The organism is Actinoplanes sp. NPDC051411 (assembly GCF_040682075.1).
Classification (GTDB): domain Bacteria; phylum Actinomycetota; class Actinomycetes; order Mycobacteriales; family Micromonosporaceae; genus Actinoplanes.
The window spans coordinates 56,281-70,984 of sequence record NZ_JBFBAD010000052.1 but is presented as its reverse complement, the minus strand read 5'-3'; the positions used below and the strand labels follow the sequence as shown (position 1 = coordinate 70,984).

At 71.3% G+C, this 14,704-nt stretch carries 13 protein-coding genes; 6 read left to right on the top strand and 7 right to left on the bottom strand.

Features of this window, described 5'->3' with window-relative positions:
• Positions 1 to 20 precede the first annotated feature (20 nt).
• Genes AB0M88_RS27180 through AB0M88_RS27170 form a run of 3 tightly spaced genes read right to left on the bottom strand, consistent with a single transcriptional unit; the run spans position 21 to position 4,168 of the window.
• Positions 21 to 1,349 carry an MFS transporter gene (locus AB0M88_RS27180; protein WP_364106976.1) on the bottom strand — a complete coding sequence of 443 codons (1,329 nt, stop codon included), beginning with the start codon at positions 1,347 to 1,349 and terminating at the stop codon, positions 21 to 23.
• A 48-nt stretch (positions 1,350 to 1,397) separates the two neighbouring features.
• Positions 1,398 to 2,027, bottom strand: coding sequence for a transcriptional repressor LexA (gene lexA, locus AB0M88_RS27175; RefSeq protein ID WP_364106974.1), 630 nt, complete (start codon positions 2,025 to 2,027; stop codon positions 1,398 to 1,400).
• Between the two features lie 41 nt (positions 2,028 to 2,068).
• The gene (locus AB0M88_RS27170; RefSeq protein ID WP_364106972.1) at positions 2,069 to 4,168 is read right to left on the bottom strand and encodes a hypothetical protein; all 2,100 of its coding nucleotides are present in this window, start codon (positions 4,166 to 4,168) and stop codon (positions 2,069 to 2,071) included.
• Positions 4,169 to 4,225: 57 nt separating this feature from the next.
• Between AB0M88_RS27170 and AB0M88_RS27165 the strand changes: the two genes are divergently transcribed.
• Positions 4,226 to 4,756, top strand: coding sequence for an acyl-CoA thioesterase (locus AB0M88_RS27165; RefSeq protein WP_364106970.1), 531 nt, complete (start codon positions 4,226 to 4,228; stop codon positions 4,754 to 4,756).
• A 16-nt stretch (positions 4,757 to 4,772) separates the two neighbouring features.
• Positions 4,773 to 6,770, top strand: a complete 1,998-nt coding sequence (locus tag AB0M88_RS27160) for an acetoacetate--CoA ligase (RefSeq protein WP_364106968.1) — start codon at positions 4,773 to 4,775, stop codon at positions 6,768 to 6,770.
• A 6-nt stretch (positions 6,771 to 6,776) separates the two neighbouring features.
• Here the strand turns inward: AB0M88_RS27160 and AB0M88_RS27155 are convergent, their stop codons facing one another.
• A complete protein-coding gene (locus AB0M88_RS27155) occupies positions 6,777 to 7,472 on the bottom strand; it encodes a TIGR03089 family protein (protein WP_364106966.1) in 696 nt (231 codons plus the stop codon).
• A gap of 172 nt (positions 7,473 to 7,644) precedes the next feature.
• On the opposite strand from AB0M88_RS27155, the gene AB0M88_RS27150 reads away from it, so the two are divergent.
• The 3 genes from AB0M88_RS27150 (at position 7,645) to AB0M88_RS27140 (ending at position 10,497) form a co-directional block, all read left to right on the top strand.
• The gene (locus AB0M88_RS27150) at positions 7,645 to 8,793 is read left to right on the top strand and encodes a glycosyltransferase family 1 protein (protein WP_364106964.1); all 1,149 of its coding nucleotides are present in this window, start codon (positions 7,645 to 7,647) and stop codon (positions 8,791 to 8,793) included.
• Between the two features lie 19 nt (positions 8,794 to 8,812).
• Positions 8,813 to 9,928, top strand: a complete 1,116-nt coding sequence (locus AB0M88_RS27145; protein ID WP_364106962.1) for a sugar phosphate nucleotidyltransferase — start codon at positions 8,813 to 8,815, stop codon at positions 9,926 to 9,928.
• A gap of 203 nt (positions 9,929 to 10,131) precedes the next feature.
• Entirely contained in the window at positions 10,132 to 10,497 is a 366-nt protein-coding gene (locus AB0M88_RS27140; RefSeq protein ID WP_364106960.1) for a hypothetical protein, read from the top strand.
• A gap of 356 nt (positions 10,498 to 10,853) precedes the next feature.
• Here AB0M88_RS27140 and AB0M88_RS27135 read toward each other — a convergent pair whose 3' ends face one another.
• From AB0M88_RS27135 to cofD, 3 genes are all read right to left on the bottom strand, one after another.
• Positions 10,854 to 11,414 (bottom strand): NUDIX hydrolase, encoded by a 561-nt coding sequence (locus tag AB0M88_RS27135; protein ID WP_364106959.1) that lies wholly within the window; start codon positions 11,412 to 11,414, stop codon positions 10,854 to 10,856.
• Positions 11,415 to 11,509: 95 nt separating this feature from the next.
• Positions 11,510 to 12,565, bottom strand: a complete 1,056-nt coding sequence (locus tag AB0M88_RS27130; protein WP_364106957.1) for a coenzyme F420-0:L-glutamate ligase — start codon at positions 12,563 to 12,565, stop codon at positions 11,510 to 11,512.
• 73 nt (positions 12,566 to 12,638) lie between these two features.
• Positions 12,639 to 13,595 (bottom strand): 2-phospho-L-lactate transferase, encoded by a 957-nt coding sequence (gene cofD, locus AB0M88_RS27125; RefSeq protein WP_364106955.1) that lies wholly within the window; start codon positions 13,593 to 13,595, stop codon positions 12,639 to 12,641.
• A 119-nt stretch (positions 13,596 to 13,714) separates the two neighbouring features.
• On the opposite strand from cofD, the gene AB0M88_RS27120 reads away from it, so the two are divergent.
• A complete protein-coding gene (locus AB0M88_RS27120; protein WP_364106953.1) occupies positions 13,715 to 14,704 on the top strand; it encodes a hypothetical protein in 990 nt (329 codons plus the stop codon).

Genomic DNA, 14,704 nt, shown 5'->3' with positions numbered 1-14,704 from the left:
CGCGCCGCGACCTCGACGGTTCAGTCGTCACTCATGCCGGGGGGGCGCGGCGGGGGGGGTTGGCGCCCCCCGGCGCGGGCGCCACCACCCACCCCACCACCCGGGGCGGGGCGGGGGGGGGGGCGCCTTGTTTGGTGGGGGTGGGGGGGGGCCGCCCGCGCCGGCGTGGGCCCGCACGCCGCCCCCACCGGCCCCCGGGCCCGGCCGATCAGGGGGCGGTAGAGCAGCCCGCCCACCAGGAACAACGCTCCCAACAGGAACCAGCCGGCCGTGTGGAGACCGAGCACGCAGGCGGTGATCAAGGGCGGGGCGACCGTGTCGCCGATCTGACGGCCCGCGAAGTAGGTGCCCTGGTATTGGCCCTGGGCGGTCTCCGGCGCCAGACCGAAAAGGATCGCCCAGCTGCCGGTGGACATCCGGAGTTCGCCCAGCACGTGGATCACAGCTGCCGCGACCACCAACAGGCCGACCGCCAGGCTCGGGAGCCCGGCCGTCAGCCCGAAAACGGCGCACGCCAGGGCGATAATCGCCGCGCCCTGGCGAGAAGCGACGGCACCGGCCGCCGCCCCGTCGATGCCGCGGGTGGCGCGGACCTGCAGGAGGACGCAGCCGGCGGTGTTGATGATCAGCGCGACCGAGATCAGCCACAGCGGGGCGTGGGTGCGCGCCGCCAGCCACAGGGGCAGACCGATTGCGATCAGTTCGTTGAAGGTGCTGGTCAACACGCCGTCGAGGGCGGCGAAAGAGAGAAACGGGCGGTCCCGCAAGGCGATCAGGCGCGGCCCCTCGGCGGGGCGCTCCTGCGGGGGTACGGGACGGGCCCGCGTCAAAATCGCGGCCGCGATGAGGAACGAGGCGGCGTTGGCGAGGAGCACACCCGCGTACGCCTGGTGGCCGTGAAGCAGCAGCGGCACGCTGCCGACCAGCGTGCCCACCCCGATGCCGGCGTTTGTGGTCGAGCGGAGGACGGCGCGGGACCGGAGGCGCTGATCGACCGGGACCGAGCCGGCGATGAGGGCGCCGTTCGCCCCTTTGGTGAGGGCCATCGCGACCGCGATCACGCAGGACAGCACCGCGAACGCCGCCGAGCTATGCACCGTCAACAGCGTCGTGTAGGCCACCGCGAGCACCAGCATCGCCCCGATGAGCAGGCGTTTCGGGCCGTAGCGGTCGGCGACGTAGCCGAGCGGGGTCATCGAGACCATCCCGGCCGCGGCGCCGATGCTCAGCCCGGCCGACATCGCGGCGGGGGACAGGCCGGCGACCCGGGTCAGGAACAGCACGCCGGTCGTGAGGTAAGCGCCGTTGCCGAACGCGTTGACGAACGTGGCCGCGATGAGGATCAGCACGCCTTGGATTTAACAAGACGTACGTACGGTTTGCAAAGCGCTTTGGACTCAGATTCGCCGGAGGACGCTCACCACCTTGCCCAGGATCACCGCGCCGTCGCCCGGGATCGGCTGGTAGGCGGGGTTGCGCGGGAGCAGCTCGACGTGGCCGTCGCGCCGGCGCAGAACCTTGACCGTGGCCTCGCCGTCGAGCATCGCGGCCACGATCTCGCCGTCCTCGGCCACCTGCTGCTGCCGGACCACGACGAGGTCGCCGTCGCAGATCGCCGCGTCGACCATCGAGTCACCCTGAACCTTGAGGGCGAACAGCGTGCCGTGCCCGACCAGCGACATCGGCAGGGTCAACTCGTCATCGACGTGTTCAACGGCCAGAATCGGTGCGCCGGCGGCGATCGCGCCGAGGAGCGGGACGCGTACGTCATTGTCGTCGAGCCCCCGCAGGGCCGCGGCCGGCCCGGTTTCGTCGGCCGGAGGCCGGATATCGACCGCGCGGGAACCGCGCGCGTCGCGTCGCAGGAAGCCGTTCTTCTCGAGAATCGTCATGTGGTGCGCGACCGTGGACGGGGAGGCCAGCCCCACCGCGGCACCGATCTCGCGCATGGTTGGCGGATAGCCGTGCTCGTCGACCCAGTCGCGAATAACCGTCAGGATGCTGCGCTGGCGCGGCGTGAGCTCCATGTCGTGACTTTACTACATCGTTCGATCATTTGTGCTAACTCTCACCCCTCCGACTCGGGCGAGCGGCGGGGAGACGGGATCTCGGGTACGTCCTCGGGTGGCCGCTCCATGTTCATCACTGTCATCGTGCGGGCGGGCTCGTCCGGCACCGCCGCCGGGACCTGGAGCCGGCCGGTTGGGTCGTCGGCGAAGTTCGGGCTCTCGGCACTCACGATCGACCCGCCGCGATGGGGGCCGGGACGCCCGTTGGCCGGGCGGCCGCTGTCGCCCTCGCGGGCGAGGTTCTCAACAGTGGTCGATTCCCTCGCGGCCGGCGATTCAGCGGCCGTGGCCGGTATGTCGGCCGTGTTGGTTTCGGAGGCCGGGTCGGCCGGGACCGCGACGGGCTCGGCCGGACGGGCGAACCGGCTCGAGCCGAGCAGCTGGGTGCGCCCGCCGTCGTCGGGCGGCCGGATCACCTGCGTCTCGTCCATGGTGCGCCGCAGGATGACCCGGGTCTCCTCGCCCGGCCCGCCCAATATCTGCGTGGTCTCACCCGGAATGCGGCCGGCCGGCCGCACCTCGACGGTCCGCTCGCCGGGCAACGGCAGAACCTCGAACTCCGGCGTCTCGCCGGCCACGATCAGGTACGTGGTCTCCTCGACCTCCTCGGCCAGCACCCCGGCCGCCGCGGCCTCCGCCACGCCGACCACGTGCTGGCCGTCGTCCTCGGGTTCCGCCGCTGAGGAAACCATCACCGGCACCAGTCCGGCAGCCGGTTCCTCAATGCCCGGCCGCTCGTCGCCCTCCGCCGGCGCCGATCCGGCAGCCGCCGGCGGAACCGGCGCCGACCCGGCAACAATGGCCGGCTCGGTCTCCGCCGCCGCCGCGAGATCCGTCGTCTCCTCACCGTCGGCGAACCCTGGGAGGTCGGCCGGCTCTTCCGCCCCGCCGTCGGACTCGGTCACGCTCGCGGCGCCGGGTTTGTCGGCCTCGACCGGCTCTTCGTTGCCGGCGGACCGGGACTCCTGGACGGCGACATCTGTGGCCACCGGCTCGGCGGCGGCATCCGGGGTCGGTTCGGCATCGACGGCAGCGTTGTCCGCGACGAGGTCGGTTGTTGCTTCTTCCGCGACAAGCTTCGCCGTGTGATCTGCGCCTTCCGGCTCGGGCGGGAGGCCCTCGGCGGCTGGGTCATCGAGGCCGGCCGTCGCCGCAGCCCCGACAGAGATCGCCTCAGTCAACGGCTCATCGCGCACCGTCTCGTCGACCTGGGTGACAAACACCGTGGTCGGCTCCTCAGCCGGGATGTCCGCGGTCGCCTCCTCCGCGACGACAACGGTCGTTGTCTCGTCCTCGCCGATGTCGGTGGCCGACGCTTGGACAACGAACACCGTCGTCGGCTCCTCGAAGGCCTCGCCGGACCGCACATCCTCGGTAACCCGCTCGTCGGTTGGCCGCTCCGCATTCAAATCCGCGGTCGACGCCTCACCCGGCACCCTCCGGATGATCGTCGTAGCCTCGCCGTCGGTCGGCCTCCGGACCACCGTCGTCGACTCGCCCTGGACGACCGGCCGGCGCAGCAGCGTCGTCCTCTCCTCCGGCGTCTCGAACAGCCGCATCAACGTGGTCCGCTCTTCCTCAACCGACGAGCCCGAGTCCGACGAGCCCGAAAGCGGCAACACCCCGGTCTCCATCACCCCCATCGGCGCACCGGGCCCGGCCACCACCCCCCGCGTCCGCCCGATTTGTCCGACCAACGGCAGAACCGGCGGCTCAAAACCCCGCCACCGCCGCACACTCAGAACGGTCAAAATCATCGGCACCGACAGGAGCGCCGCCAGCCCATAACCGGGCCGGCTCAGGTCGAAGCCGTCCTTCACCGCTCCGGCCGGCCACGCGCCGGCATACGCCGACGGCGACTCGATCGCCCACGCTCCGGCGGCGAGGAACGCCGCCCCGGCCACCGTCGGACCGAGCGGTGAGATCGGGGCGAAAACCAAGATTCCGTACGCCGCCCCGCCGAGCAGCAGCATCGCCAGCCCGGTGAGCGACTCGACCGCGAACCCGCCCCTTACATCGTGGGACAGCCCGACCGCGACCAGCACCCAGACCGCCGCGGCCAGCACGACGGCATACAAGATCGACCTGAAGTGGCGCACGACCGGACCGTACCTGGCCTGGGCAATGACGGGGAACCGCGCCGTAACGTACCCCTCATGACCGATCAGACACCGGGGCATCCATCGAACGAACCGGTCGGTCGCCCGACCGCCTACTCCCGTGTAACGCTCAGCCGAATAATGACGGCGGTCGACGTCAATCTGTACGGAACGGTTCACGGCGGCGTGCTGATGAAGTTCGTCGACGATGTGGCCGGTGCCGCCGCGGCCCGGCACAGCGGGGGCACGGCCGTCACCGCCGCCATCGACGAGATCGTCTTTCTGGAGCCGGTACGGGTCGGCGATCTGGTCCACGCCTATGCGCAGGTGAACTGGACGGGCAGCAGTTCGATGGAGGTGGGCGTACGGGTGGCGGCCGAGCGTTGGGACGCGGCCGGCACCGAACCGCTGACCGTGGCCACCGCCTATCTGGTTTTTGTCGCCGTCGATGTGGCCGGGCACCCGCGTGCGGTTCCTCCGGTGTTGCCGGAAGACATGGAGGACCAGCGCCGTTTCCGGGAGGCTCTGATCAGGCGGGAGCACCGCCTCGCGAGGCGGACGGCCATCCAGAAAGCGCGGGCTGAGTGAGCGTTAAGGTGTGGGAATGACGGGCACAGAGGTAGCTGGCAGAGTGCTGTGGGAACCGCCGGCCGACGCTCGGGAGACTTCCCGGATGGGCCACTACATGTCGTGGCTGGAGCGCGAGCGCGGGCTGAAGTTCGCCGATTACCAGGCTCTGTGGCAATGGTCCGTCACCGACCTCGACGCCTTCTGGCGCTCGATCTGGGACTATTTCGACGTCATGGCGCAGGACGAGCCCACTGCCGTGCTGGCCGACGCGTCGATGCCGGGCGCGGTCTGGTTCCCCGGCGCCACGCTCAACTATGCCGAACACGTTCTGCGCATGCCCGGGCGCAGAGACGATGACCCGATCGTCCTCGCGTACTCGCAAAGCCGGGAACCGATAACCGTGACCGCCGGGCAATTGCGCGAGCAGGTCCGAAGGGTGCGGTCCGGGCTGAAAGCCCGCGGGATCGGCCGCGGAGACCGGGTGGCGGCTTACGCCCCCAACATTCCCGAGACGTACGTGTTGATGCTCGCGACCGCCAGTCTGGGGGCCACATTCTCGTCGTGCGCACCCGAGTTCGGCGCCCGCAGCGTGATCGACCGCTGGTCCCAGATCGAGCCGAAACTGCTGGTGGCGGTCGACGGCTACCGCTACGGCGACAAGGCGATCAGCCGGCGCGACGAGGTGGCGGCCATCCAGGACGCCATTCCGTCGATCGAAGAGGTAGTGACGATCGGCTATCTCGACGGCGCGGCGGGAAACTGGTCCGATCTGACCGGCGACGATCCGCTGGAGTTCACCCGAGTCCCGTTCGCTCACCCGCTCTACGTCCTTTACAGCTCGGGAACCACCGGGCTGCCGAAGCCGATCGTCCACGGGCACGGCGGCATTCTGCTCGAGCACCTGAAAATGCTGGCCCTGCATCACGATCTGGGTCCGGGGGACCGTTTCTTCTGGTTCACCACGACCGGCTGGATGATGTGGAACTTCCTGGTCAGCGGCCCGGCCGTCGGCGCGGCGATCGTGCTCTTCGACGGCAACCCCGGCTATCCCGACATGTCAAACCTGTGGGATCTGGTGGACGAGGCGGGCATAACGTATTTCGGCACGTCGGCGCCTTTCCTCATGGCGTGCCGGAAGGCCGGGTTGACGCCGGGAAAGCAGGTCTTTCCGCTCAAGGGCGGTGGGCGGGGTGGTCGGATGGAGCTCAAGGCGATCGGGTCGACCGGAGCGCCGCTGCCGCCCGAGGGCTTCGACTGGGTCTACGCGGCGGTCGGTAAAGATCTCCAGCTTCAGTCGCTGTCCGGCGGCACCGACGTGTGCACCGGTTTCGTCGGCTCGGCGCCGCTGCTGCCGGTGATCGAGGGTGTGATCGCGTGCCGCTGCCTGGGCTCGAAGGTCGAGGCCTACGACCCGGCCGGCAACTCGGTGATCGACGAACTGGGCGAGCTGGTGATCACGGCGCCGATGCCCAGCATGCCGGTCGGCTTCTGGAACGACCCCGACGGCAAGCGCTACCGCGAGGCCTACTTCGACGTCTTCCCCGGCGTCTGGCGGCACGGCGACTGGATCACCATCGACGCGGCCGGCCGGTCGGTGATCACCGGGCGTTCCGACGCCACGCTCAACCGGGGCGGCGTGCGGCTGGGCACGTCCGAGTTCTATTCGGTGGTCGAGGGGCTGCCCGAGGTGCTCGACTCGGTGGTGGTCCACCTCGAGCAGGGTGACGACCCGAACGGTGAGCTGCTGCTGTTCGTGGTGCTCGCCGAGGGCGTCGAACTCGACGACGTCCTGCGGGCGCGTCTCAAGGGCGAACTCCGGGGGTCACTCTCACCGCGTCACGTTCCGGACGAGATCCATCAGGTACGCGCGGTGCCGCGCACCCTGTCGGCCAAGAAGCTCGAGGTGCCCGTCAAGCGGATCCTGACCGGCACACCCGTCGAATCGGCGGCGGCCAAGGGCGCGCTCGCCAACCCGGAGTCGCTGGCCGCGTTCGAGGAGTTGGCCCGCGAGCGCGCCGCCCATCGCCGATAACGGCCGCTAGCGGGTCAGGGTCAGCGACACCTTCTCGGTGCCGGCGCGGGCGTCCAGCTTGGCCGGATCCAGGTTGGCGCACAGCACGGTCGACGCGCCGGCGACCAGCGGCGCGAACAGCCAGTCGACCGGGTCGGGGTAGGCCCGCGCGTCGATCAGGACCCGGTCGCCGGTCGTGATGCCCAGCTCGGCGACCCGGGCGGCGGCCCGGCTCAGCACCGTCTCGTCGTCCGGGCCGGCCGGTGCGCCGCCGAAGTGGTCGCCGTAGTTGCGTACTTCGAGCACGTAGTCCTGATATCCGTCCGGCAGCGACCGCAGGGGCATCGCCAGCGGGAGCAGTCCCGTCGCGTACCGGTCGGGGGTGACCTTGCCCGCCCCGGCGGCAACCCCGGAGGGGGTGGTGAAAAGCGCGTCCACCGCGCCCGGCCCCTCACCGAGATCGGCCGTCAGGCCGGCCGAGGCGACGCCGAGCAGGACCGCCGCGGTCTGCCAGTGCGGCGGCATCAGCACCGCCACCGTGTCGCCCGGCGCCAGCCCGACGCCGTCGAGGAGCAGGTTGGCGGTCTTGGACACCCAGTTGTCGAGGGTCGCCCCGGACAGCTCGGTGCGGTCGCCGCTCGCGTCGTCGTAGAACGTCAGCAGCGGGGTCGTCGGAAAGTGCCGCACGGCCGAGGCGAGCGTCCGAGAGATCGTTGATTCCACGTGATTCACGATAATCTTGTCACTCTGTGTAGCTATTACTGAACGTCCGATGGATGACATCCGCAGATCCGGGAAACGCTGACAACTCCGCGGTGTCGCGGTGACATGCGCGATGCATTGCGGGCGTAGTCTTGCCAGTGGTCTGAATTACAACCTCTTTGGGAGTTGCCTCGTGACCGCCGGTCGCCCCCCGCGAGTGCTAGTCGACGCCACCAGCGTCCCCGCAGACCGAGGAGGCGTCGGCAGATATGTCGACGGGCTCCTCGGCGCCCTGGGAGATCTGGACCCCGAGCGGGTCGATCTGGTCGTCGTGGCCCAGCGTTCGGATGCGGAGCGTTACAGCCGCATGCTCAGCCAAGCCGAGGTGATCGCCGGCCCCGCGGCCGTCGCGCACCGCCCGGCCCGGCTCGCCTGGGAGCAGACCGGGCTGCCGCTGCTGGCCCAGCAGGTCGGCGCCCAGGTGCTGCACTCGCCGTTCTACACGTGCCCGCTGCGCGCCGGCTGCCCGGTGACGGTGACCGTGCACGACGCGACGTTCTTCACCGAGCCGGAGCACTACGACAACACCAAGCGCACGTTCTTCCGCAGCGCCATCAAGACGTCGCTGCGCCGGGCGGCCCGGGTGATCGTGCCCAGCAAGGCCACCCGCGACGAACTGATCCGCCTGCTCGACGCCGACCCGACCCGCATCGACGTGGCCTACCACGGCGTCGACCACGCCGCGTTCCACATGCCGAGCGAGGAGGAGAAGGCCCGCGTCCGGGCCCGCCTCGGCCTCGGCGACTCGGGCTATGTGGCCTTCCTCGGCGCCAAGGAACCCCGGAAAAACGTTCCCAACCTCATCCGGGGCTGGGCTCGGGCCGTCGCCGACTGGCCGCACCCGCCGGCGCTCGTTCTCGCCGGTGGCCAGGGCCACGACGACGAGATCGACCGGGCGGTCGGCGAGGTGCCGTCTCACTTGCGCTTGCTGCGTCCCGGCTATCTGAGGTACGCGGATCTGCCCGGTTTCCTCGGCGGCGCCCTGGTGGCCTGCTATCCGTCGTTCGGCGAGGGTTTCGGCCTGCCGATCCTCGAGGCGATGGCCTGTGGCACGCCGGTGCTCACCACCCCCCGGCTGTCCCTGCCCGAGGTCGGCGGTGACGCTGTCGCCTATACGACTGAAGACCCCGACCGCATCGCCTCCGATCTGGCCGACCTGCTCCACGACGAGCAACGCCGGGCAACCCTGGCCAAAGCCGGATTCGAGCGGGCCAAGGAGTTCGCGTGGGCGTCAAGCGCGGAAGTGCATGTCACGACGTGGAAACGGGTTGTGACGGCCTGAGCCACTACACTCTGTGCGCATGACTGACGACCAGGGTGCTCTGTACGGCGTCGTGCTCGCCGGCGGCACCGGAACCCGACTGTGGCCGCTCTCCCGGGCCGGTCACCCCAAGTTCCTGCACCCGCTGACCGGCACCGACGCCTCCCTGCTGCAGGCCACCGTCGGGCGACTCGACCAGCTGGCCTCGCCGGAGCGCATCTTCGTGGTCACCGGCGTGGCCCACGCGGCCGCGGTCTCCCGTCAACTCACCACGGTCCCCGAGGAAAACGTCCTGGTCGAGCCGTCGCCCCGCGACTCCTGCGCGGCCATCGCGCTGGCCGCCGCGGTCATCGCCCGGCGCGACCCCGAGGGGATCATGGGCTCGTTCGCCTCCGACCACCTGATCGGCGAGAAAAACCAGTTCACCGAGGTCATCCGCACGGCCATCGAGGGCGCCCGCCAGGGCCAGCTGATGACCCTCGGCATCACGCCGACCCGCCCCGAAACGGGGTACGGCTACCTGCAGTGCGGCGGCACCCGCGGCGACGGCCCGATCATGCGGGTCGAGGAGTTCAAGGAGAAGCCGTCCTACGACGTGGCCGAGAGCTACGTGAAGTCCGGCAACTACCTGTGGAACGCCGGCATGTTCGTCTGGCGGGTCGACGTCTTCCTGGCCGAACTGGCCCGGCAGCAGCCGCAGCTGGCGGCCGGCATCTCCCGCATCGCCCAGGCCTGGGATTCGGCCGCCCGCGAGGAGGTGCTCGGCGAGGTCTGGCCGACCCTGCCCCGCATCTCGGTCGACTACGCGGTGATGGAGGGCGCGGCCGTCGTCGGCCGGGTCTCGACCGTCCCCGGCGACTTCGGCTGGAACGACGTCGGTGACTTCCACACCCTCGGCGAGGTCCTGGCCGCCGACCCCCAGGGCAACGTGATCGTCGGCCAGGACCCGGAGACCAAGCCCGGCGTCCTCCTCCGCGAGGCCGAAAACCTGGTCGTCGTCCCGACCCCGGGCCGCCTGGTCGCCGCGCTCGGCGTCCGCGACCTGATCATCGTCGACACCCCCGACGCCGTCCTGGTGTGCCCGCGCGAACGCGCCCAGGAGGTCAAGTCGCTGGTCGACGCCCTGAAAGACTCGGGCGAGCTGGGCTACATCTAGCGTCTCGGTCCGGCCCGCCCGATCACGCGAAGCTGAGCGGCTCAGCCGCCACTCTGACGTCGCCCCCATAGTCGCGTGATCAGCAGACCGGCGTGGCCAGCCGCCACCTTGACGTCGCCCCGCAGTCGCGTGATCGCCGGGCGAGGTGCAGGTCCTGAATGGAGCGGATGCCGCCGGCCTCCGCCCGATGAGGAGCCCTGATCATGGCCCGTCGCCCGACCGCCGAGTGGCGCGCCCTGGCCGAAACCGACGAGATTACGGCGCGCCTCTTCCCGCCCGGCCTGCTCCACCGCTACGACGCCATCTTCGACACCTTCGAACGCGCCGTCCGCACCCTGACCCCGGCCACCCCCGACGACGAGCTCACCGTTGCCATCAGGGACGTGGTCACCGCCTTGAACACCCTCAACGACGACCACACCCACGCCGCGATCGCCACCGCCGAACGCGACCTGCTCTGCGGCTACATCGAGCAGACCCTCGCCGACTCCGCGGCCGACCTGGACGCCTTCTGCACCCGCCACCACCTGCCCCGCCACGAGCTGACCGACCCCTGGCGAACCTGGTAAACCCGGCGCACCGGTGAAGACCCAGCCGCCCTGGCAAACTCGGGCGGTCGCGGGCGAGTTCGGGCCGCCCTGGCCAATTCGGCCGGCCTCTGTGGAACTCGGCTGGGGGGTGGGTGAAGCCCGGTGGGCTTGGCTGAGCTCGGCTGGGGTGGGTGAAGCCCGGCGCCCCTGGTGGAACTCGGGCGGGCTTGGTGAAGCTCGGCGGGCTTGGTGAAGCTCGGCGGCCCTGATGAAACGCGGCGGGCCTGGTGAAGCTCCGCGGGCCTTGTGAAACGCGGCGGCCCTGGTGAAGCTCGGCGGGCTGAACTCGGGCGGCCTCGATGAGGCCGGCGGGCTTGGTGAACGCTCCGCTGTCGTCAGGCGAAGCGGCCGAGGGCGGGCGCGATCTGCCGGGCCGTGGACGGCGCGAGCGGGCTGGGCAGGTCGTCACCGGCGAACCAGGCCAGCGCCTCCGACTCGTCGCTGATCTGCTCGCGGGCCCCCGCCGGCGCGTGGATCAGGAAGCGCACGTCATAGTGGAACGACGGCTCGGCCGGCCGCCCTTCGGCCGGCGCGCACCGCACCGGGTGGATGTCGACGTCGATCGGATCAGGGTCGAGGACCAGCCCGGGAATGCCCGATTCCTCGGTCGCCTCCCGCAGCGCGGCCGCCGCCAGCGACCCATCCGACTCCTCGCAGTGCCCACCGAGCTGCATCCACATCCGCAGCCGCCCGTGCAGGCACAGCAGCACCCGCCGGTCGGCGCCCACGATGAGCGCGCTGGCCGTGACGTGCCCGGCCCGGTGCGCCCGGGTCATCGCCACCGGCCCGGCCTCGAGCAGTTCCACCGTCTGCTTCCGGGCAAGGTCGGCCTCCGGCGAGGTCGCTTCCCACCGGCTCAGCACCGCCACCGCGTCGTCATACAGCACGCTCAGCATTCTCCCTGCCCCCGTTTAGCGACCGATCGCGAGGTGCGAGTTCCCCCGGATCCCCGCCGCGTTCGGCTGGGCGCCACAAGTCGGCGGGCGTCACGTCAGGAGCCGGACAGGTCGAGGCGGACGCCGTCGTCGTGGGGGAGCGGGACCGACGGGATGCCCTCGGCGGCCAGGGCGACCCGCAGCCGATGGACGTCGGCGCCCAGCCGCATGAAGGCGGCCGGGGAGTTGCCCGGGCAGGCCACGTGCAGGGCGGCCGTGGCGCCGTTGCCCGGGAAGACCTCGGCCGGGGTCACCTCGGTGCCGTGGGCCAGCAGCTCGGCCACCGTCGACAGGGCGCGGGAGACCGCCGCCGGGTCGACCGCGGTGCCCGGCAGGGCCAGCTGGGAGCCGTCGGGCAGGACGGCCGCGTCGCGCAGGCCGGCCGCCCGCGCCTCGGCGGTGCCCAGGCTGAACATGTCGCTCTCGGCGTCGCGGAGCAGGGCGACCGCGCCGGCGCCGTCGGAGGACGGGGTGCCCAGGCCGCGGACGACCGCCACCGGCACCTGGTCGCATTTGCCCTTGACCAGTTCGCCGGCCGCGGCCAGCTCGTCGATTATGGCCATCTGGGTGATCTGCAGTTCGTTGCCGTAAGGGTCCGTTTCGCCGCGGTGGTCGCGGAACGGTTCGATGCCGGCCGCGCCCAGGGCCACGTCGGTCAGCCCGTTGCGCCAGGTGCGGCCCATCGTGTCGGAGACGATGACGGACACGCCGAGGCCGCGGGCCTTGAAGTCGGCGCGCAGTTTGCGGGCCGACTCGTCGGGGTCGACCGGCAGCAGCACCAGATGGGTTTTGTCCACGTTGGAGGCATCGATGCCGGCCGCCGCCATCACGAAGCCGTGGTGGGTCTGGACGATCGTGGTCGGCCCGCGCTGGGCGACCACCCGGGCCGTCTCGGAGACCAGCGCCGCGGCCCGGGCCTCCTCGCGCTCGGGGCCGTCGGCCGGAACCTCGACCAGGCGTCCCTCGGCCTTCGACACGATCTTGCTGGTGACGACCAGCACGTCGCCGTCGGCCAGCCACGGCGCGGCGTCCGCGATCTGCGACGCCAGGTCGTCGCCGGCCGTGATGTCGCCGATGCCCCGCACCGGCCGGATTTCGAGCCCGTCAGTCACCGCTCTGCCCCTTCAACGAGTCGTGCCCAAGCTAGCCCGGTGTCCGGGCGGGGACCACGCGGCCCCACCTCGGTCAGGCGAGTCCGGCCAAGGCCAGGGCGTCGGCGACCATCTGCGCGGTCGCGGCCTCGCTGCTCATCCACAGCGGCACCGCCTGCGTGGGGACGCCGGGCACCGTCGCGGAGGAATCGGACGAGTCGACCAGCCAGCCGTCGAGCAGGCCGCCGTCGGAGCGGGCGCCGTAGAGCCCTCCCACGCCGGCCGCGGTGACCTCGACCCCGACCGTGGCCAGGCACTTGTCGGCCATGCCGCGCACCGGGGAGCCACCGATGATCGGGGAGACGCCGATGACCGGGGCCGGGCCCCCGGCGATCGCGTCGCGCACCTCGGCGACGGCCAGGATCGGGGCGATGCTGACGACCGGGTTGCTGGGGGCGATCAGCACGACGTCGGCCGCCGCGATGGCCTCGAGCACGCCGGGGGCCGGCTTGGCCGCGTCGGCGCCGACGAAGACGAACCGGTGGGTCGGCAGGGCGCTGCGGTAGCGCACCCACCACTCCTGGAAGTGGATCGCCTTGCGCTCGCCGTCGAGGTCGACCACCACGTGGGTCTCGAGCCGGTCGTCGGTCGACGGCAGCATGGTCACGCCCGGCTTCCACCGGTCGCACAGCGCGGCGGTCACGGCCGACAGCGGGTAGCCGGCGGTGAGCATCTGCGTGCGTACGAGATGGGTGGCCGTGTCCTTGTCGCCCAGGCCGAACCACGACGGCTCGGCGCCGTAGGCGGCGAGTTCCTCCTTGACCACCCAGGTCTCGCCGACCCGGCCCCAGCCCCGCTCGGGGTCGTGGGCGCCGCCCAGCGTGTACATCACACTGTCGAGGTCGGGGCAGATCTGCAGGCCGTGCATGCGCACGTCGTCACCGACGTTGACCACCGCCGTGACGTCGGCGCCGATAGCTCGGGCCCGCGCGCGCACCCCGACCAGGAATTTCGCACCGCCGATGCCGCCGGTGAGGACCACGATCCGCATGCCACCCATCCTCCCGCACAGGTATGACAGAACGCGCCGGTGGGTATCGGTGCCGCGTGCCACATCGGTCTACGCTGGGCCGACCCGAAAGATCCGAAAGACGCCCGTAGGGAGAAACAGTGAGCAGCCCCCCGGAGAGCACGCCCGTCGGGCAGATCCTGCGCCCGCTGCGCGATCTCGCGACCTATGCCCTGCTCGGTGCCACCGGCATCTGGCTCCTGGTGGCGATCGTCGATCTGATCCCGGACGGCTCCGACCAGTTCGGTGGCCGCACTGAGGCGAGCTTCGGCGAGTTCGTCAATCTGCCGACCGTCGCCTTCCCGATCGCCGCGGTTCTCCTTGCCCTGCTGGTGCAGCCGCGTCACCCGAAGGCGCGCCTGGTCGTGCTGACCGCCCTGATCGAATACGCGGTGGCCGCCTTCTTCGGCGTCTTCTTCGGGCTGCTGGTCGGCTTGATCAACCTGGCCGCCGACGCCGGGGCCCGGGCGGCGTTCATGGGCCTGCTCGTGCGTCTCGGCTGGCTGGCGGTGCTCGCGGTCGCGGGCTACGCGGTCTTCCTGATCTGGCAGCGGCTCTACACCGCGCCCAAGCCGCCGCGCCCCGCGCCCGGTGTCTATGGCCAGCAGCCGCCGTTCAACCCGGGCGTTTTCCCGGGCCAGCCGGGCTTCGGGCCGCCGCCACCCGGCCACCCGGGTCCGCCGCCGCCTCCCGGCGGCTACGGTCCGACGACGTACGGGCAACCGACGCCCCCGGGTGCGCCGCCGTTCCAGGGCGCCCCGCCGTTCCAGGGCCAGCCGCAGGGCACGCCGCAGAGCGCCCCGCCGTTCCAGGGCCAGCCGCAGGGCATGCCGCAGAGCGCGCCGCCCTTCCAAGCCCCGCCCCAGAGTGCGCCGCCGTTCCAGAGCGGCCCGGCCTACCCGGATGCCACGCCGGCCCCGTCCTGGAATCAGCCGCCGATGCCGCTGCAACCGCACGGAAGCCCGGCCGCGCCCCCGTTCAGCGAGCCCACCCAGGTGGTCCCGCAGCAGCCGGCGGACGACCGTACGGAGAAGCTCGACGAACCGCGGCCCGGCTTCGGGCCCGCCGAGCCCGACCCGCCACGCAGCTGA

Coding starts and splice junctions, on each gene's coding strand:
- lexA (WP_364106974.1), bottom strand. CDS start 2,027: ATGGAGCTCACGCCGCGCCAGCGCAGCATCCTGACGGTTATTCGCGAC.
- AB0M88_RS27165 (WP_364106970.1), top strand. CDS start 4,226: ATGACCGATCAGACACCGGGGCATCCATCGAACGAACCGGTCGGTCGC.
- cofD (WP_364106955.1), bottom strand. CDS start 13,595: ATGCGGATCGTGGTCCTCACCGGCGGCATCGGCGGTGCGAAATTCCTG.
- AB0M88_RS27145 (WP_364106962.1), top strand. CDS start 8,813: ATGACTGACGACCAGGGTGCTCTGTACGGCGTCGTGCTCGCCGGCGGC.
- AB0M88_RS27135 (WP_364106959.1), bottom strand. CDS start 11,414: ATGCTGAGCGTGCTGTATGACGACGCGGTGGCGGTGCTGAGCCGGTGG.
- AB0M88_RS27160 (WP_364106968.1), top strand. CDS start 4,773: ATGACGGGCACAGAGGTAGCTGGCAGAGTGCTGTGGGAACCGCCGGCC.
- AB0M88_RS27140 (WP_364106960.1), top strand. CDS start 10,132: ATGGCCCGTCGCCCGACCGCCGAGTGGCGCGCCCTGGCCGAAACCGAC.